This is a genomic window from Novosphingobium sp. ERW19, assembly GCF_012641315.1.
Classification (GTDB): domain Bacteria; phylum Pseudomonadota; class Alphaproteobacteria; order Sphingomonadales; family Sphingomonadaceae; genus Novosphingobium.
On sequence record NZ_JABAIC010000019.1, the window covers coordinates 16,045 to 32,365 of the forward strand.

The window sequence follows — 16,321 nt, forward strand, 5'->3', positions numbered from 1 at the left end:
CCAGAAGAGAATTGGGAGAAGTCGACTTGGCTGACGACACGGACATGTCTCCGCTTGAATGCGTCCTGTCGTTCTGCAGCGCCTGGACCGGCCCGGATCTCGATCGGGTGATTGCGCACCTTGCGCCCGATATCACCTATCACAACATTCCGATGGAGCCACTGTCCGGCCTGGCCGCAGTCGAACGCTATCTGCGCGGCGTCGGGCCCTTGACCGATTCCGCTTGGGAAGTGCGCCATGCTGCAGCGAACGGCGATCATGTGCTGACAGAGCGGATTGACCGCATGACCATCGGCGGCGCACGGGTTGAACTGCCGCTTATGGGTGTGTTCCGCGTGCGCGACAATCTGATCTGCGAATGGCGCGATTACTTCGATCTGGCCAGCTATCGCGCGCAGATGGCGGCTCTCGGCACTCCGAAAGGGCATTGAAGCATGGATCTGGGGCTGAAGGACAGGACCGTTCTGGTCTGCGCGGGAAGCCAGGGGATAGGCCTTGCCACGGCGCGCGGATTTCATCACGAAGGCGCGCGCGTGGCCATTTGCGCGCGCGATCCGGATCAGCTTGCCCTGGCGGCAGCGCAGATGCCCGGCTGCCTGGCGCTTGTCGCAGACCTTGCCGATCCCGCGCAGATCACCGGGCTTGCCGATACGGTCGCGGCGCAGTTCGGGCCGGTCGATGTGCTGGTGAACAATGCCGGTGGCCCGCCGCCGGGGCTGTTCGATACGCTGGACGATGCGCGGTGGGAGGCGGCCACCAACCTCACGCTGATGTCCGCCGTGCGGATGACCCGCGCGGTACTCCCTGCGATGCGGGCGCGGCGCTGGGGGCGGATCGTCAACATATCGTCGTTCGGGGTCAAGCAGCCGGTCCCCAATCTCACGCTGTCGAACAGCCTGCGCATGGCGGTGCTGGGCTGGGCGAAGACATTGTCGCAGCAGGTCGCTGCGGACAATGTGCTGGTCAACACGGTTTGCCCTGGGTGGACACGCACCGGACGGGTCGAGAAGCTGCTGGGGCCGGGCGACGCTGATGGCCCCAGCGCGGCAGAGGCCGCAATCCTTGCCGATATCCCGCTAGGCCGGTTCGCCGAAGCCGAAGAGATCGCCAGTCTCGCTGTTTTCCTTGGCTCGGAAGTTGCAAGCTACATGACCGGAACCGCGATCGCGGTCGATGGCGGCGTCGCGAAGGGATATGCCTGAAATGAGCCTTGCAAGCGCCCGCGTGATCGACATCCACGCCCACGCGGTGATCGAGGAGACCTTTGGCAGCGCCGGTCACTTCGGTCCCGAACTGACCGAAGAGGATGGCGTGCCGGTGTTCCGCATCGGTGACTACAGGTTGCGCGGCGTGCGCTATCGCGGCAGCGCCTTCATGGACCCGGATGTGCGGGTCGCGGCGATGGATCGCATCGGGATCGACTGGCAGTTGCTCTCGCCCAATCCGCTGACCTACTTCCACTACATTCCGGCAGCGGAAGCGATTGCCTTCTGCCGCAGGCACAATGATGCACTCGCAGCGCAGGTTGCCCGCTATCCCGACCGTCTCGGCGCGTCGGCGGCCCTGCCGATGCAGGATGTCGATGCGGCGATTGCCGAGTTGCGCCGCGCGGTAAGCGAACTGGGCTTTCGCGCCGCCTACATCGGCACGGACATGCCGCAGAGCCTGTGCGATCCGGTGATGGACCGGTTCTACGAGGCGGTCGTCGCCCTCGACGTGCCGCTGTTCATCCACCCGGCCTCTGCCGGGATCGATGGCCCGGCCGGCCCTGCGGCATTCGGCAGGTTCGAACTGGACATCACCGTCGGGTTTGCGATGCAGGAAACGACCGCGCTTGCCACGCTCCTGTTCGGCGGCGTGCTCGATCGCCATCCCGTGCTCGATATCTGCATCAGCCATGGCGGCGGGGCACTGGCGCTGGTGTGGGGGCGCCTGCGCCATGCTGCGCACAAGCGCCAGTGGGTGCCGGAAAGCCTGCGTGACGAAGGCCGCTTCGAAGCAGCCCTCCAGCGCATCTGGTATGATGTGCACATGCACGATGACCTCTCGCTCGATCTCCTGATTCAGCGGGTTGGCCGCGATCGGCTGGTCTATGGCACCAATTTCGCCGGCTGGGACGCGCCGCAGCACGCCGATACGCATGGCATGGAGCAGTTGCTGGCCGACAACGCGAGGCGCCTGCTGCGCGCCTGAGCCTTGCCGGAAGTCCGGGTCAGCCTTTCGAAACGCCGAGCCCGAGGCCGCCATCAACGTCGAGGATCGCGCCGGTAACCCACCCGGCGCACAGCAGATACTCGGCTGCCTCGGCAACATCGACACCTTCGCCCAGCCGGTCGAGCGCCTGAAGCGCCGGCAGTTCGCGATAGCGGCTGGCCGCTTCCTCCTCGGTCAGCAGACCCGCCCGCACGTTGATCTCGGTCAGCACGCTGCCTGGCACGATGCAGTTCACCCGCACTCCCTTGCTGCCCACTTCGGCGGCAAGAACCTGGGTCAGACCCTGCACGGCGGCTTTGGTCGCGGCATAGGGCGATGCACCCGGAAAGGCGCGGCGGGTATGGCTGGAGCCGAAAAAGAGGATTGATCCCTTGCTAGCCTCCAGATGCGGCATCGCCAGCGACGAGAGCATCATCGCGCCGATGACGTTTGTCTGGAACACGGCTGTCAGCCGTTGCTCGTCCATCTCCGCAAGCGCCGTTCGATACATGTTGCCCGCATTGTTCACGAGCGCATCAAGCCCTCCGCCGTGTGCAACCGCACCTGCGATCATGGCCTCCCGGTCTGCCGCATCGGCAACATCGCCAACCACGCCCGCACAGCCGATCTCGTCACACAGCGCGGCGATCTTGTTGGCCCGCCGACCGCTCACGGTGACCTTTGCACCGCGAAGCGTGAACAGGCGTGCCATGGCAGCCCCCAGTCCCGAACCTCCACCGGTGACGAGAATGCTTTTTCCTGCGAGTGTCATATGGCTTCTCTCCCGTTGGATCTGCAATTGCGGCGATCGGCCCGCCTGGCGGGGATCATTGCCCGGACAGCCAGGCCAGCATCGCCTTGAGGATGGTGACATGTCCCGGAGCGGTCAGCGAACGGGCATCATGCCCAAGCGCGTCGACCACGATCCGGCCCGCTCCCTGTCGCCGACGCCAGATCACGGGCTGAGGCTCCTGACCGGCTTCGGCCAGCGCAACGATCTCGCAGTCTGTGGCCGGATCGAGGTTGTGGTAAGCCTCGTCGATAACATCGAACTGCGCCATATCCGGCCCGGCGGCGTCAGGTCCAGCGGCGTCAGGTCCTGCGGCCAGGGCGAGGACGACTCTCACCGTAAATTTCCCCAGCGGTGGGTGGTGCGAGTGGTCCCATGTCCAGCCTCCGCCAAGCAAGGTGCGCCAGCCGGGCTGGTTGTCCCAGCATATGACGGCCGTATGCATCGCCAGAAGCCCACCGCCATCGTCAACATGGCCGGAGATTGCGGCGAACTCGTCGTCGCTCAACGCGCCGCCCCACGTGGGGCGGTCTGCCGCGAAGCGATCAGCCTGGGTCATCGACCAGCGCAGCGCGTTGACGGCCAGAATATCCTGCCCCCGCCGCAACTTTGCCAGGGCCTCTGACAGATCGGCGCAGATTGCCACTTCGAGCCCCACCCGGCGCGCGATGGCCAGCAGGGCCGCTGTCGATTCCACGAAGGGATGCTTGTAACCGCCACTGTAGATGACCAGCCGCAGCCGGCCGACGCCTGCTTCGGCCCTGTTTGCCACAATTTCGCTGTCAGCCATTGGTGCGGGGCAGGTTCTTCAGCACGGCATGGGTTACGCCGCCATCCACGACCAGATCGTGACCGTTGATATAGCCGCCTTCGGCACTGTCGAGAAAACAGACGGCATTGGCGATGTCTTCCGGCAGCCCCAGACGGCCCAGCGGCACACCGGCTGAGCGCACTGCGCGCACCGCCGGGTCGGCATAGATCGGAGTCGACATGCCGCCGTCGATGAAGCCCGGCGCGATGCTGTTGAACCGCAGGCCCTGTGGTCCATATTCCATCGCGAACTGTCGCATCAATTGCAGCACCGCGCTCTTGGTTGCCGGATAGGCACCCGATCCGGGACCGGGACCATAGGCATTGATCGATGTCAGCGATACGACATGGCCCGAACCGCGCGGCAGCATGCGCCGCACGGCTTCGCTGGTCACGGCAAAAACGCCCATCAGGTTGACTTCGACAACGCGCCGGAAATCCGCGATCGCGATATCGGCCAAGGGGCCGAAGCGCACGATGCCGGCATTGTTGACGACGAGGTCCGGCGCGGCTCCCAGCGCATCGAACAGTGATGTGACGGCATCGCCATCGGACACGTCGCAATGATGGGCTGTCACATGCTGCGAAGCAGCAGACGGACCGAAATCGTGCACGGCCTGCGCATTGGCATCGGCCACGGCAACCCTGTACCCCTTGCCGAGCAGCGCATTGGCGATTGCTGCGCCGATTCCGGCCGCCCCGCCGGTTACCAGTGCGAACTTCATTTCGTGCCTTTCACGGTAAAGCGAACGGGAAACCGGCCCCAGTTCTGTCTGAGCGTGGCCGTGTCCCGCTCCGGCGGGTCGCTTTCGATCGTGCGTGCGCCGTGGCGCAGCAATTCGATCACGATCAGCGCCACGATGCCCAGTTGCGCCTGCGCGGGATCGGAGCCAGGCTTGGCAACCACCCCCCCATCCAGTTCGCGGCCAAGGCAGGTATGCAGGCCTATGCCGAAGGCCAGGCCAGAGCGCAGCACGGTTGCAGGCAATTCGCGGTCCGGGTCGAACAGATCGGCGGTTTCGCCGAAGATCGACCGGTCGCGATTGGCAAGGAACAGGTCCAGTTCGATCCGTTCACGCTGCGCTACCTCGCCTGCTCCGGGAACATGCATGGGGCAGGTGGCCGTGCGCCATGCTTCCGGGCTGGCGGGATGAAGCCGCAGCGATTCATGCACGCAGCGCTGCACGAAAATCGGATCTTCCAGCCTGGCCCAGCGTGCCGCGTCATCGCGCGCCCATTCAAGGATTTCCCACAGGGCGTGGACCACCGAGTTGGCGGTCGAATGGGCGCCCGCCTGCATGTAGAAGGCGATCTCGCGCAGCAATTGCTCTTCGCCAAGGTTCAGTTCGTCATTCCCGGCCACCAGCGTCATCAGCACGTCGCGCGGCAGATCGGCGTCGGTGATCCTGTCGGCCCTGCGCTCCTCCAGCAGTGCGCGCCGCCGTCCGAGCGAAGGCAGAAAATAGCTCTCGCGGAAATCGGCTAGCACGGCCAGCACTTCGGCGTTCAGTTCGGCGTGATCGCGGGTGCTGTGCACCATGGTCGCGCCTTCGCTGAGCTTCTTGGTGATCGCGATCAGATGCTCGCTTTCCTCCGCCGTTCGCGCCGGACGATCGATCCCGGCGAAGTCGGACGTGAGGTTTACCGTCAAGCGGTAGCCAAGCTTGAGCAGGTCGCCGCCGCCAGCCTCTACGAAAGGCGCGATCGTTTCCGCCAGAGTGCGCGGGAAAACCTCCTTTTCGTAGTAGTTGAAGAAGTTGCGCCGGAAAACGCGCACTTCGACAGTTCGCCGGGCGTTGTGCTCCTCGCCATGCAAGGTCAGCAGCACTTCATCCATGACGACCTTTCCGGCGTCATAGAGGGCCTGCTTGAGATCGCGATTCCGCAGTGCGGCCTCACATTCCCGGAACGCGGTTATGCGGTGACCGTCCATCAGATTATCGCCCGCGTCTTGTCGAAAAGGACAGGGTAGGTCGCCCACGAAATGCGGGTGATGCCACCGTCGAGTTCCGCAGGCGAATCCGGATCGGCCCTTACGCCGCTTTGCAGCAAGGCGCGCACGATCAGCGGCACCGTACCGAACTGGTGGTCGTCCGGGTCGGTGCCCGGTCTCGGTTCGACCCCGATCGCGAGGTTGCGGCCAAGGCAGGCATGCGCGCCGACCCCCATCGAGATGCCGTGCGCAAAGGCCGAGCCATTGATGACGCGGTGCGGATTGAATTGGTCCGCATCCACGCCAAAGATTTCAGTTTCCCGGTTGGCCGAGCGCAGATTGACGACGATAGTGTCTCCTGCCTGCGCCTCTTCGCCACTGGCCAGTGTGAACGGGCAGGTGGTGCGGCGCTTGGCGACCGGGCTCGATGGATGCAGCCTCAGGCTTTCGAACACGCATTGCTGCACGAAGAAGGGATCGTCGCGCAGGCGCGCGACATCTTCAGGATGGGCTGCGATCCATTGCAGAATTTCGTGAATGGCATGGGTCAGCGAATGAATCGTCGTGTGGGCACCGGCCATGGTGAAGAAGATGCCTTCCTGCAGAAACTCGTGCTCGGTCATGCCCAGCGTGCTTTCCCCCGAGACCAGCGCCATGAGAACATCGCGCGGGAGCGCATCGGCAGGCAGTTCCCTGGCATCCACTCTTGCCTTGAGGGCACGCCTGCGCTCCAGCGAGGGATAGAGGAACCGCTGGTTGAACTGCGCCATTGCAGCCTCGATCCGCGCGCGCTTGGCCGGGCGATCCTCTGGCGGAGACTGGCCCAGCGCCGGCGCAAGGCTGAACTCCTTGAGCAAGCGTAGGAGTTCGGCGGTTTCCTCGGGCGAGCGTTCAGTGCGGTCGATCCCGGTGAAATCGACCGTCAGGTTCATCATGATTCGATAGCCGATATCGACCAGATCACCGCGCCCTGCCGCCAGGAAGGGAGACAGGGTCTCCTCGAGCGTAATCGGCAGCACGTTGCGCTCGTATTCAACGAAGATGTTCTTGCGGAACACCGTCGCCTCCACATTGCGCCGCACGCGATGCTCGGTGCCATGGAGATTGACGAGACTGCGGTCCATCATCAGCGCGGCTTCGTCATAAAGCGCCTGGCGCAGGTCGTTCTGGCGCAAGGTGCGCGAGCAGGCCTCGAATGTGGAGATAACATGTTCGGTCATTGCTTGGGGCTCCACAGGCCGGCGGCCAGCCGGGTCGCAGGTCGGGTCGAATAGTTGGAAACCCGCCACGATGGCGGATCGCGGCGGGGGGCAAGCGGGGTTTCGACATCGATCGACCTGCCGCCCTGGAAGACGTGGCGAATGGCCCCTTCGCGCCCGAGCAGCGTGACATCGGATGCCACGTCGCCTTCGACCACGATGATGTCGGCGTCCTTGCCCGGCTCAAGGCTGCCGGTGCAGTCATCGAGTTTGAGCGCGCGCGCGCCTTCGAGCGTTGCGCAGGACAGGGCCTGAAGCGGGGTCAGGCCCAGGTTTTCAACGAGGATCTGCAACTCGCGCCAGTGCCATTCGCCATAGGGCGTGATCGAGAAACCGCTCTCGGTGCCGCAGACGATCGGCACGCCGCCATCATAGGCATGGCGCAACTGCCTGCTGCTTGCCTCGATCTCCCTCGCAAACAGGTCCTGTAGGTAGGGGCTGGCGCCGATCCGCGCGCCATGATCGGCCAGCACGGCCTGAAACGTCAGCGTGGGCACGATCGGCACGCGCGCATCGCATACGGCCCGCAGCGCGGCATCGTCCATGTAGGTTGCGTGCAGGATCATGTCGAAGCCGGCGATGGCGGCATCATGCGTGCTGGCAGCGTTGCGGCAATGGCCCACAATGGGCAGGCCCACTTCGTGCGCGGTGTCGGCTGCCAGCTTCAGTTCGTCCAGTGTCCAGACCTGGATCTCGCCCTCCTGCCGCTGCCGCGGGATCAAGCCGGTGACGTGAATCTTGATCCAGTCCGCCCCGCGTTTGGCCTGCCGCCGGATTTCGGTGACAATCTCGTCGCGCGTCCGCGTCACCTTCAGGTAGCCGATGCTGCCTTCATCGGGCACGAGCAGCCCGGCGGTGCCGCCAACCGAGGTGAACAGGGCATTCCCGCCGCAGCGCATGCGCGGCCCTTCGGTAACGCCGCACTCGATGGCATCGCGCAGATCGAGCGAAACGTCGAAAATCGTGTCCGCATCGAACATGGTCGTGACGCCCGCGCGCAGGACCTTGCGCGCATTGTAGGCGGCAATGATCGCGGCCAGACCTTCGCGGCGATGGAAGAACAGTTCATCGTTGCTGAACGGCTCATCGAAGCTGATATGGCAATGCGCATCGACCAGGCCCGGCATGACGGTCGCACCGCGCGCATCGATGCGTGCAACGGGCTGCCCTTCGCACAGGCGAAGAGCCTCCTCTCCTGTCGCGATGATCTTCGTGTCGAACAGGATCGGTGCCATGCCTGCCGCACTGCCCGTTCCATCAAAGACCTGTCCGTTCTCTATTAGCGTCCGATTCGTTTTCTGCACCGTGTCTGTGCCTCTCCCTGCTCCCGGCAGGTTGTTTATATCGATATCGATAGAAATGCAACATCGATCCGGGGGCGCTGAAATGCGGCGTTTGATACCGTCAAGCCTCGGCTGAATTGCAAATGATCGCGCAAGGGCATTGTATGTAAATCGATATCGATATAATTCGTAGCGCCATGCAAGCGAGCAGACTCCTTTCGCCCATCGATCTGAACCGGCGCAGCCTGTCCAATCGCATCGCCATGGCACCGATGACGCGGGAAAAGGCCGTCGCGGGCCTGCCCTGCGCAGCCACCCTGCCATACTATGCGAGGCGCGCCGCCGGTGGAGTGGGCCTGATTATCACCGAAGGTGTCGCGGTCGATGTTCCCGGCAGCTTCGGATCGACCGTGCCACGTTTTTATGGAGAAGGCGTCGTGCCGGCATGGCGCCCCATCGTTGATGCTGTACATGAACATGGCACCGCCATCCTGGCGCAGCTCTGGCATGTCGGGGCATTCTGCCCCAGCCTGATCGGCATGACCGCATCCCTGCCCGAACAGGTCGAGCGGGTTAGCCCCTCCGGCCTTGCGGCGCCGGAAATGCCCTTTGGCCGCGAAATGACAATGGCGGATATCGACGCGACGATCGCCGCCTTCGTTTCGGCGGCGCAGACGGCTGATGCTGCGGGCTTCGATGGCGTCGAAATTCACGCCGCCCATGGCTATCTGGTCGACCAGTTCTTCTGGGAAGGCACGAACAAGCGTTCGGATCGATATGGCGGCTCGCCCGAGGCGCGGCTGACATTTGCCATCGAACTCATCCGCGCAATACGCGCCGCCACGCCACCCGGCTTCATCATTTCCCTGCGGATTTCGCAATGGAAGCAGCTCGATTACGGTGCGCGCATGGTCACGTCGCCCGCCATGCTCGCCCGGATGGTCGAACCGCTCGCGCTTGCAGGAACCGATGTCTATCACTGTTCAACCCGCCGCTTCTGGGAACCCGAATTCGAAGGTGATCGACGCAGCCTTTCCGGCTGGGTCAGGGCGCTGTCGGGCAAACCGACGATCGCGGTCGGTTCGGTCACTCTCGATACGGACTTCAAGGAACCGGACGGCAAAGTCCGCGCCAACCTCTCGCTGGATCACATCGCCCTGCTGGAACAGGGCCTGGAGGCCGGCGACTGGGATCTGGTGGCGATTGGCCGGGGCCTGATCGCCAATCCCGACTGGGTGGACCTGGTCCGCGCCGGACGCGCCGAAGAGTTGCGCAAGTTCAGCAAGGACATGCTGGACGAGCTTGTCTGACCGGTTCCAATCCCTCGATTTCTGGCGGGGCCTGACATGAAGATCATTGCACTTGTCCGCTTTGCCGATGGCGCCCCGGTCGATTGGGCCGGGCTGGCTGCGGCGACCACGGGCGGCGGGCAGCCGCCGCGGCTGTTGCGCGTGATCGAATCGCCCGTGGGCAGCGCCTACCGGCCACCGTCCGATCCCGACCCGATGAGCAACAGCGCTCTTTACGATGCCGCGGCGATCTGGGACGATGCCGCGGGCGTTCCCGATTTCACTGCGGTTTCCGGCGCAGACTGCCTGCATGCCTGGCAGGTGGAGCCGACCGAGCGGTTCCGCCGCGCGCGTCAGGGGGAGGAGGACGAGGCGATCACATTGCTGGGACGCCTGATGTTCCATGCCGATCTGCCCGATCCGGCCGCGAAGCGGTGCTGGGCACACCACGCCGCCCTGGCCGAGAAAGTGCACGTCGGTGCCTCGCGCTATATCCAGAACTGGATCACCCGTGCGATCACGCCCGATTGTCCCCCGGCGCGCGGCCTGCCGGAACTGCGCTTTCCCGATCGCAAGGCCCTGATCGAAGGCTTTTTCGACAGCGATCGCGGGAGGGACGAGGTGGTGCATGACACATCTCATTTTGTCGCTTCGGGACCGCGCCTGTTCCTTGCTACACCGACATTGCGCGAATGGAGCGGCGAGGCGTGATGCGTGAAGGCACGGTCGGCGCGGAACTGCGCGCTGGCTGGCTTGTCCTTGTGGCCTGTGCGGTGGGAGTGGGCAGCAGCGCGGTGGCGCTGCCGTTCTATTCGATCGGACCACTGACGAAGCCGATCGAGACCGCCATGGGCTGGACCCGATCCGACATTCAGCTGGCCATCCTGTTCAGTTCCGGGATCGGAGCGCTGACATCGCCGGTCGTTGGCTGGCTCATCGGGCGCTTCGGTCCTCGCAGGGTTGCGATCCCTTCGCTGGTAGGGGTATCCACCGGGCTGACTATAGCCTCGATGGCGGACAGCCTGGGGCAATTCTGGGCAGGATATGCGCTGGCGGCCATTCTCGGAGCCGGTTCGAATCCGGTGTTGTGGTCGCGAGTCATCGCAGCCACGTTCGATCGCGCGCGCGGTGCGGCGCTGGGCCTTGCCCTGGTTGGAACGGCGCTTGTCGCGTTGTTGCTGCCAATCCTTATCGCCAACGCAGTCCCGGAACTGGGATGGGCCGGGGCGCTGCGCCTGGTAGCGGCCATTCCGGTGATCGTGGCCTTGCCCGTCGTCTGGCTGTTCCTGCCGCGCGGGCAGGCCGGACATTCATACCATCCCGCAAAGGAGCAATCCGGGTTTGACGTGCGCGAGGCGCTGACCGACCGGAGGTTCTGGTTTCTGACCGCTTCGATCCTGTGCGGCTATCTTGCCATTTCCGGGGTCAGCCCGAACCTGGTGCCCGCCCTGTCCGATCGCGGCTTCGATGCTGCCGATGCAGCCAGCATCGCCAGCTTCTTTGCCGTGGGGATGATTCCCGGCAGAATTGCGTCAGGCTTTCTGATGGACCGGTTCTGGGCTCCGATGGTGGCCTGTGGTGCCCTGATCTTGCCCGCGTTCGCCTGCCTCGTGCTCAATGGATCGGACAATCCGGCCATTCTGGCAGGGGCCTGCATGATGCTGGGCATCGCAGCGGGGGCCGAGCTCGATATTCTGGCCTTCCTGACCGTGCGCTACTTCGGGCTGCGCCGTTATCCGCAGATCTATTCGTTTAGTTATGCCGCGCTGGCGATCGGCAGTGCCACGGCACCGACGATGTTTTCCCGAATTTTCGAGCGGACCGCCAGCTATGAGGCAAGCTTCGGGATTGCCGCCGTGCTGTTCCTCGCCGGGGCCATGCTGGTTGTCCTGCTCGGCCCCTATCCCGATCACGGCCCTGACAGCCGCGCGGCAGCCTGATCTGCGAGGGCCAGCCAGGGCGGGGCAGAATTGGTGGAATCCGCTTTAGCGCAGCAGAATGATCGCCAGCGCCACGATCACTGCTGCGATCAGGGACGGCACAAGCAACGATCGCTGCGACGAAGGCTGACCGGTCGGCGCTGGTGGCGATACTGGCGGTTCGGCAGGTGCGCCGACCGCCGGTTCCATGGCAGAGACAGCGGCGGCGAACTTGCCAAAGAAATCATCGGCCATCGATTTTGCCGTGCCTTCCACCAGCCGTGCGCCCATCTGCGCCAGCCTTCCGCCGATCTGCGTGTCGGCAACGTATGTCAATTCCGTGCCACCATCGCGCGAGGCCAGCGTGACAAGCGCACCGCCCTTGGCAAATCCGGCAACGCCGCCCTGGCCTTCGAACTGCATGCGGCACGAATGCGGCGCATCTATTTCCGTCTGGCGCATGGTTCCCGAAAAACGCGCGCTGACAGGGCCGATCTTTGCAGCGACCTTGCCGGAAAACGCGGTTTCCCCGGTCTTTTCGAGCGATTCGCAACCCTTGAGGCACGCCTTCAGCACCTCGGGGTCGTTCAGCGCCTTCCATGCGGTATCCGGTGAGCAAGGCAGGAGATAGGATCCGGTGATTTCCATGATGCAGTCAGTCCGAAAAGTCAGGTTATGGCCGAGATGGCTTGGCGCACGGTGACGGCGGCAATGTGGCGCCGGTATTCGGCCGAGCCGTGAAGATCGCCGGTGAAGTTGCCGATATCCAGCCGTTCTTCAGCGATGGCGGAGACGCTGCCGCCGCTGTCGAGGTGCTGTTCCGCCTCTTGCCAGCGAAACACGCCGTTGCCCCCCCCGGTGATGGCGATGCGATAGCCGCCGGGCAGGCGCGCGGCAAACACCCCAACCAGCGCGAAGCGGGACGCGGGATTGCGGAACTTGATATATCTTGCCTTGTCGCACGCCGGGAGGCGGATGCTCCTGACAATCTCTCCGGGTTCGAGAGCGGTGCTGAACATGCCGGTGAAGAAGTCCTGCGCGGCAAGCGTGCGCTGGCTGGTAGTGATGCTGGCCCCCAGCGCCAGCAGCGCACTGGGATAGCAAGCTGCGGGATCGTTGTTGGCAATGGAGCCGCCGATGGTCCCGCGATGGCGGATCTGTGCATCGCCGATCCCGCCTGCCAGCCCGGCCAGCGCGGGCAGCACAGAGCGTACCGCGCTGCTGGTCGACACATCGTGATGGGTCGTCGCCGCGCCGATCTCAATGCCATCGCCGGCAGGCGTGATCCCGGCGAGTTCGTGCAGCCGCGCAAGATCGACCAGCCGGGTCGGCATCGCAAGACGCGCACGCAGCACCGGCATCAGGGTCTGCCCGCCCGAAAGCGCCTGGGCACCATCATCCTGCGCCAGCATCGCCAGGGCATCGGTCAGCGATTGCGGACGGACATAGGCAAGTTCGTACATCAGGCCATCTCCGACCGTTGCCGGCAAATCCGCCAGATCTTTTCGGGCGAGGCGGGCATGTCCATGTGAGCGATGCCGAGCGCATCGCACACGGCATTGATGACTGCGGGCGGAGAACCGATTGCCCCCGCTTCGCCGCACCCTTTCATGCCCAGCGGATTTACCGGCGTGGGCGAGGGCCAGAAGGTGAGTCCGAACTCCGGCAGACTGTCGGCGCGTGGCATGCCGTAGTCCATGTAGGATGCGGTCAGCAACTGGGCGGTTTCGGGATCATAGACCGCATTTTCCCACAGTGCCTGGCCAATGCCCTGCGTGACCCCGCCGTGGACTTGTCCCTCCACGATCATCGGGTTGGCGACGGTACCGAAATCGTCAGCCGCGTTGAACGCCACCACTTCGGTCACGCCGGTTTCGGGGTCGATCTCCACCTCGCAGACATGAACCCCGGCCGGATAGGTGAAGTTGGGCGGATCGAAGAAGGTGGTGGCGACAAGGCCGGGTTCGATCCGGTCGGTCGGGAAGCTGGCTGCAGCATGTGCGGCATGGGCCATCTCGGCAAAGGCGACGGTCTGGTTGGTGGCCGCGCTCGAATAGATGCCGTCCTCGAAATCGACCTGATCCGGCTCTACCCCGAGCATGCAGGCGACGATCTCGCGCCCCTTGCTGATGATCTTGTCGCACGATCGCGCCGCCGCCGACAGGCCGACAGACGCTCTTGACCCATAGGTTCCGGTGCCGGCCTGGATGCGATCGGTATCGCCCTGGATCACCGTGATGCGATCCATCGGGATGCCGAAGCGTTCGGAAACGAGCTGGGCATAGACCGTCTGGTGGCCCTGTCCGTGGTTGTGCGCGCCGGTGAGCACTTCCACCGAACCTGCCGGTTGCACCCGGATTTCGCACGATTCCCACATTGAGCCCGCGCCGCCCAGGCTGGCGAGCAATCGGGACGGGCCGATGCCGCAGGCCTCGACATAGGCCGAAAGGCCTATGCCGCGCAGTTTCCCGCGCGCTCGCGCCTCTGCCCGGCGGCTTTCGAAACCGGCATAGTCGGCAAGCCGCAACGCCGCATCAAGGCAGCCTTCGTAATCGCCGCTGTCATAGCAATAGACCAGCGGCGTCTGGTGCGGGAAGGTGCGAATGAAATTGCGCCGCCGGATCTCGGCCTGATCGACGCCGATCTCCTGCGCAGCCAGATTCGCCAGCCGTTCGATCAGATAGGCAGCCTCCGGCCGTCCGGCACCGCGGTAGGCATCGACCGGGCAGGTATTGGTGTAGATACCCTCGACCAGCGCGTGCGCCGCCGGGATGTTGTACTGCCCGGTCAGCATCGTGGCATACATGTAGGAAACGACGAGCGCGTTCGATGTCGAGACGTAGGCTCCGAAATTCGCCAGCGTGTGAACCCTGATCGCCAGGAAATGGCCCTGATCGTCCAGCGCCAGTTCGGCCGTGGTGATGTGGTCGCGCCCGTGGGCATCGGTGAGAAAGGATTCGGTGCGTTCCGCAGTCCATTTCACCGGCCTGCCAACGGCGCGCGCAGCGAAGGCGACGGCAAGTTCTTCGGGATAGGCGGGGGCCTTCGATCCGAAACCGCCGCCGACATCCGGAGAGACGACGCGGAGATGGTTCTCGCTTTCCAGGCCGAGCAGCATCATGAACATCACCCGCATCCCGATCGGATTCTGGTGCGTCAGATGGATCGTCATCGAACGGTCGAAGGTGCGCCACTCGGCGTTTATGGCGCGCGGTTCCATCGCATTGGGGACGAGCCGGTTGTTGCGCAGTTCGATGCCGACCTTGTGCGAGGCGCGGGCGAAAGCGGCATCTACCTGCGCGGCATCGCCGATGCCCCAGGTGAAGGCCCGGTTCTGCGGAATGTCGGCATGAAGCTGCGGCGCGTCAGGAGCGATGGCGGCGCGCAGGTCTACGACCGTCGGCAACTCCTCATAGTTGACGAAGACGGCATCGGCGGCGTCACGGGCCTGGTTGCGCGTTTCGGCGATGACCAGCGCCACCGGCTCACCCACAAAGCGGACGGCATCAGTGGCCAGCGCGCGATGAACCGCCACCCTCGCAGGAGTGCCATCGACGGAATCGAGATTCCAGCCGCAGGGTAGGGGCGCGAGACCGGCATCGACCAGATCCTGTCCGGTCAATATGCGCACGACACCCGGCATTTGCGCCGCAGACGATGTGTCGATCGACGCGATGCGGGCATGGGCGTGGGCTGACCGCACGAAGGCCGCGTAAGTCTGCCCCGGCAGCAGAAGATCGTCCACGTAGCGCCCGTTGCCGGTTATCAGCCGGGAATCCTCGACACGCTTTACCGATTGCCCGAACTTCGCGGTGGTAGAAGGTGCGACGTTCATGCCAGTCCCTCCATCGCGGCGGCACCGGCAATCACCGCCTTGACGATGTTGTGATACCCGGTGCAGCGGCACAGGTTGCCTTCAAGCTCCGCACGGACGGTGGCATCGTCCGGCCGGGGATGGCGGCGGGCGATATCGACCGCCATCATGATCATGCCCGGCGTGCAGAAGCCGCATTGCAGCCCGTGATGTTCGCGGAACGCCGCCTGCATCGGATGGAGGTCGGCACCCTTTGCCAGCCCTTCGATCGTGCGTATTTCACTGTCGACCGCCTGCGCGGCCAGAACGGTGCAGCTCTTCACGGCGCGCCCATCGATGTGGACCGTGCATGCACCGCACTGGCTCGTATCGCAGCCGATGTGCGCACCGGTAAGCCGCAGAGTGTCGCGCAGGGCGTGGACCAGCAGCGTGCGGTCCTCGACATCGATCGCGTGGGAAGCGCCGTTCACATTGAGAGTGATGGCTGTCATCGGATGCCCCCTGTGGCACAGGCAGCGGTGTGCTTGGCCGGCTTGCGATAATGTGCGGTTGTCTGTGCCTTGCCTAGCGTGGCAAGCCCGGTCACTGCGGTATCCACCATGCCAATCCTCACCCATTCATCCGCCATTTGCCATGGCGAGTATCCGTTCCGCAGGCCTGATCTGAGATCGCTTCTGGCGTCTCGCGCATCACGCGCCGGTCACGGAGATATATTGATATCGAAATATAACCGGGCGGCAAGTCCTTTTGACCTGATCTGCTGCCCTGCCGTTCCTCGCATGCGAACCGTGGCATATCAGGGACGGTGGCCACCCGGCCAGCCAAGCCTTCTCGCACCATCCCGTTGGACATGACCGGAATCGCAACGGATTACCCGCCAGGACGGCGCATGCGATGAGACCAAGCACCGGGGGCGATTGCTAGGCTCAGGACCCATTGATTGGCTGAGGGGGATGTGATTCAGGCTCCGCGAGGAGACTGAGCATGAGCGACCTGTACTGGCTGACGGACGAGCAGATGGCTCGCCTTTC

Annotated in this window: 16 protein-coding genes; 6 read left to right on the forward strand and 10 right to left on the reverse strand. The window is 64.2% G+C overall.

The genetic code is table 11. The annotated features are described in order from the left end of the window. Nucleotides 1–26 precede the first annotated feature (26 nt). Genes HGI46_RS21020 through HGI46_RS21030 form a run of 3 tightly spaced genes read left to right on the forward strand, consistent with a single transcriptional unit; the run spans nucleotide 27 to nucleotide 2,193 of the window. The gene (locus tag HGI46_RS21020) at nucleotides 27–431 is read left to right on the forward strand and encodes a limonene-1,2-epoxide hydrolase family protein (protein ID WP_158454025.1); all 405 of its coding nucleotides are present in this window, start codon (nucleotides 27–29) and stop codon (nucleotides 429–431) included. Between the two features lie 3 nt (nucleotides 432–434). Further along, a complete protein-coding gene (locus HGI46_RS21025) occupies nucleotides 435–1,202 on the forward strand; it encodes an SDR family oxidoreductase (protein ID WP_118074982.1) in 768 nt (255 codons plus the stop codon). A 1-nt stretch (nucleotide 1,203) separates the two neighbouring features. Next, a complete protein-coding gene (locus HGI46_RS21030) occupies nucleotides 1,204–2,193 on the forward strand; it encodes an amidohydrolase family protein (protein ID WP_118074981.1) in 990 nt (329 codons plus the stop codon). 19 nt (nucleotides 2,194–2,212) lie between these two features. On the opposite strand, the gene HGI46_RS21035 is transcribed toward HGI46_RS21030, so the two are convergent. The 6 genes from HGI46_RS21035 to HGI46_RS21060 are packed head-to-tail and all read right to left on the reverse strand — an operon-like array spanning nucleotide 2,213 to nucleotide 8,220. Next, nucleotides 2,213–2,965 carry an SDR family oxidoreductase gene (locus tag HGI46_RS21035; RefSeq protein ID WP_125956760.1) on the reverse strand — a complete coding sequence of 251 codons (753 nt, stop codon included), beginning with the start codon at nucleotides 2,963–2,965 and terminating at the stop codon, nucleotides 2,213–2,215. A 55-nt stretch (nucleotides 2,966–3,020) separates the two neighbouring features. Then, complete coding sequence (locus HGI46_RS21040) at nucleotides 3,021–3,773, reverse strand: ThuA domain-containing protein (protein ID WP_168905731.1); 753 nt, start codon at nucleotides 3,771–3,773, stop codon at nucleotides 3,021–3,023. Next, entirely contained in the window at nucleotides 3,766–4,518 is a 753-nt protein-coding gene (locus HGI46_RS21045) for an SDR family oxidoreductase (protein ID WP_118074978.1), read from the reverse strand. Before HGI46_RS21045 ends, HGI46_RS21040 begins: the two co-directional genes overlap by 8 nt. Further along, nucleotides 4,515–5,726, reverse strand: coding sequence for a cytochrome P450 (locus HGI46_RS21050; protein WP_125956756.1), 1,212 nt, complete (start codon nucleotides 5,724–5,726; stop codon nucleotides 4,515–4,517). Before HGI46_RS21050 ends, HGI46_RS21045 begins: the two co-directional genes overlap by 4 nt. Continuing rightward, on the reverse strand, nucleotides 5,726–6,946 hold the full coding sequence (locus HGI46_RS21055; RefSeq protein WP_162896227.1) for a cytochrome P450: 1,221 nt from the start codon (nucleotides 6,944–6,946) through the stop codon (nucleotides 5,726–5,728). The genes HGI46_RS21050 and HGI46_RS21055 overlap by 1 nt, the downstream gene beginning before the upstream one ends. Then, the gene (locus tag HGI46_RS21060) at nucleotides 6,943–8,220 is read right to left on the reverse strand and encodes an amidohydrolase family protein (protein ID WP_168905732.1); all 1,278 of its coding nucleotides are present in this window, start codon (nucleotides 8,218–8,220) and stop codon (nucleotides 6,943–6,945) included. Before HGI46_RS21060 ends, HGI46_RS21055 begins: the two co-directional genes overlap by 4 nt. 245 nt (nucleotides 8,221–8,465) lie before the next feature. Here HGI46_RS21060 and HGI46_RS21065 point away from each other — a divergent pair, with 245 nt between their 5' ends. From HGI46_RS21065 to HGI46_RS21075, 3 genes are read left to right on the forward strand one after another with little or no spacing between them, the layout of a single operon-like run. Continuing rightward, nucleotides 8,466–9,578: a 12-oxophytodienoate reductase gene (locus HGI46_RS21065; RefSeq protein ID WP_118074974.1), complete on the forward strand. Its 1,113-nt coding sequence runs from the start codon at nucleotides 8,466–8,468 to the stop codon at nucleotides 9,576–9,578. A gap of 36 nt (nucleotides 9,579–9,614) precedes the next feature. After that, nucleotides 9,615–10,268: a hypothetical protein gene (locus HGI46_RS21070; RefSeq protein ID WP_118074973.1), complete on the forward strand. Its 654-nt coding sequence runs from the start codon at nucleotides 9,615–9,617 to the stop codon at nucleotides 10,266–10,268. Beyond that, nucleotides 10,268–11,497 (forward strand): MFS transporter, encoded by a 1,230-nt coding sequence (locus HGI46_RS21075; RefSeq protein WP_168905733.1) that lies wholly within the window; start codon nucleotides 10,268–10,270, stop codon nucleotides 11,495–11,497. The genes HGI46_RS21070 and HGI46_RS21075 overlap by 1 nt, the downstream gene beginning before the upstream one ends. Nucleotides 11,498–11,542: 45 nt before the next feature. On the opposite strand, the gene HGI46_RS21080 is transcribed toward HGI46_RS21075, so the two are convergent. Genes HGI46_RS21080 through HGI46_RS21095 form a run of 4 tightly spaced genes read right to left on the reverse strand, consistent with a single transcriptional unit; the run spans nucleotide 11,543 to nucleotide 15,781 of the window. Then, nucleotides 11,543–12,124: a carbon monoxide dehydrogenase subunit G gene (locus HGI46_RS21080; protein WP_118074971.1), complete on the reverse strand. Its 582-nt coding sequence runs from the start codon at nucleotides 12,122–12,124 to the stop codon at nucleotides 11,543–11,545. A gap of 20 nt (nucleotides 12,125–12,144) precedes the next feature. After that, nucleotides 12,145–12,939 carry a xanthine dehydrogenase family protein subunit M gene (locus tag HGI46_RS21085; protein ID WP_125956742.1) on the reverse strand — a complete coding sequence of 265 codons (795 nt, stop codon included), beginning with the start codon at nucleotides 12,937–12,939 and terminating at the stop codon, nucleotides 12,145–12,147. Next, a complete protein-coding gene (locus HGI46_RS21090) occupies nucleotides 12,939–15,311 on the reverse strand; it encodes a xanthine dehydrogenase family protein molybdopterin-binding subunit (protein WP_168854664.1) in 2,373 nt (790 codons plus the stop codon). The genes HGI46_RS21085 and HGI46_RS21090 overlap by 1 nt, the downstream gene beginning before the upstream one ends. After that, nucleotides 15,308–15,781 carry a (2Fe-2S)-binding protein gene (locus HGI46_RS21095; RefSeq protein ID WP_118074969.1) on the reverse strand — a complete coding sequence of 158 codons (474 nt, stop codon included), beginning with the start codon at nucleotides 15,779–15,781 and terminating at the stop codon, nucleotides 15,308–15,310. Before HGI46_RS21095 ends, HGI46_RS21090 begins: the two co-directional genes overlap by 4 nt. Between the last annotated feature and the right edge of the window lie 540 nt (nucleotides 15,782–16,321).

What these genes read in the sequence shown, in the direction of transcription:
- HGI46_RS21025 (WP_118074982.1), top strand. Translation starts at nt 435, where the DNA reads ATGGATCTGGGGCTGAAGGACAGGACCGTTCTGGTCTGCGCGGGAAGC.
- HGI46_RS21030 (WP_118074981.1), top strand. Translation starts at nt 1,204, where the DNA reads ATGAGCCTTGCAAGCGCCCGCGTGATCGACATCCACGCCCACGCGGTG.
- HGI46_RS21035 (WP_125956760.1), bottom strand. Translation starts at nt 2,965, where the DNA reads ATGACACTCGCAGGAAAAAGCATTCTCGTCACCGGTGGAGGTTCGGGA.
- HGI46_RS21040 (WP_168905731.1), bottom strand. Translation starts at nt 3,773, where the DNA reads ATGGCTGACAGCGAAATTGTGGCAAACAGGGCCGAAGCAGGCGTCGGC.
- HGI46_RS21045 (WP_118074978.1), bottom strand. Translation starts at nt 4,518, where the DNA reads ATGAAGTTCGCACTGGTAACCGGCGGGGCGGCCGGAATCGGCGCAGCA.
- HGI46_RS21050 (WP_125956756.1), bottom strand. Translation starts at nt 5,726, where the DNA reads ATGGACGGTCACCGCATAACCGCGTTCCGGGAATGTGAGGCCGCACTG.
- HGI46_RS21055 (WP_162896227.1), bottom strand. Translation starts at nt 6,946, where the DNA reads ATGACCGAACATGTTATCTCCACATTCGAGGCCTGCTCGCGCACCTTG.
- HGI46_RS21060 (WP_168905732.1), bottom strand. Translation starts at nt 8,220, where the DNA reads ATGGCACCGATCCTGTTCGACACGAAGATCATCGCGACAGGAGAGGAG.
- HGI46_RS21065 (WP_118074974.1), top strand. Translation starts at nt 8,466, where the DNA reads ATGCAAGCGAGCAGACTCCTTTCGCCCATCGATCTGAACCGGCGCAGC.
- HGI46_RS21070 (WP_118074973.1), top strand. Translation starts at nt 9,615, where the DNA reads ATGAAGATCATTGCACTTGTCCGCTTTGCCGATGGCGCCCCGGTCGAT.
- HGI46_RS21075 (WP_168905733.1), top strand. Translation starts at nt 10,268, where the DNA reads ATGCGTGAAGGCACGGTCGGCGCGGAACTGCGCGCTGGCTGGCTTGTC.
- HGI46_RS21080 (WP_118074971.1), bottom strand. Translation starts at nt 12,124, where the DNA reads ATGGAAATCACCGGATCCTATCTCCTGCCTTGCTCACCGGATACCGCA.
- HGI46_RS21085 (WP_125956742.1), bottom strand. Translation starts at nt 12,939, where the DNA reads ATGTACGAACTTGCCTATGTCCGTCCGCAATCGCTGACCGATGCCCTG.
- HGI46_RS21090 (WP_168854664.1), bottom strand. Translation starts at nt 15,311, where the DNA reads ATGAACGTCGCACCTTCTACCACCGCGAAGTTCGGGCAATCGGTAAAG.
- HGI46_RS21095 (WP_118074969.1), bottom strand. Translation starts at nt 15,781, where the DNA reads ATGACAGCCATCACTCTCAATGTGAACGGCGCTTCCCACGCGATCGAT.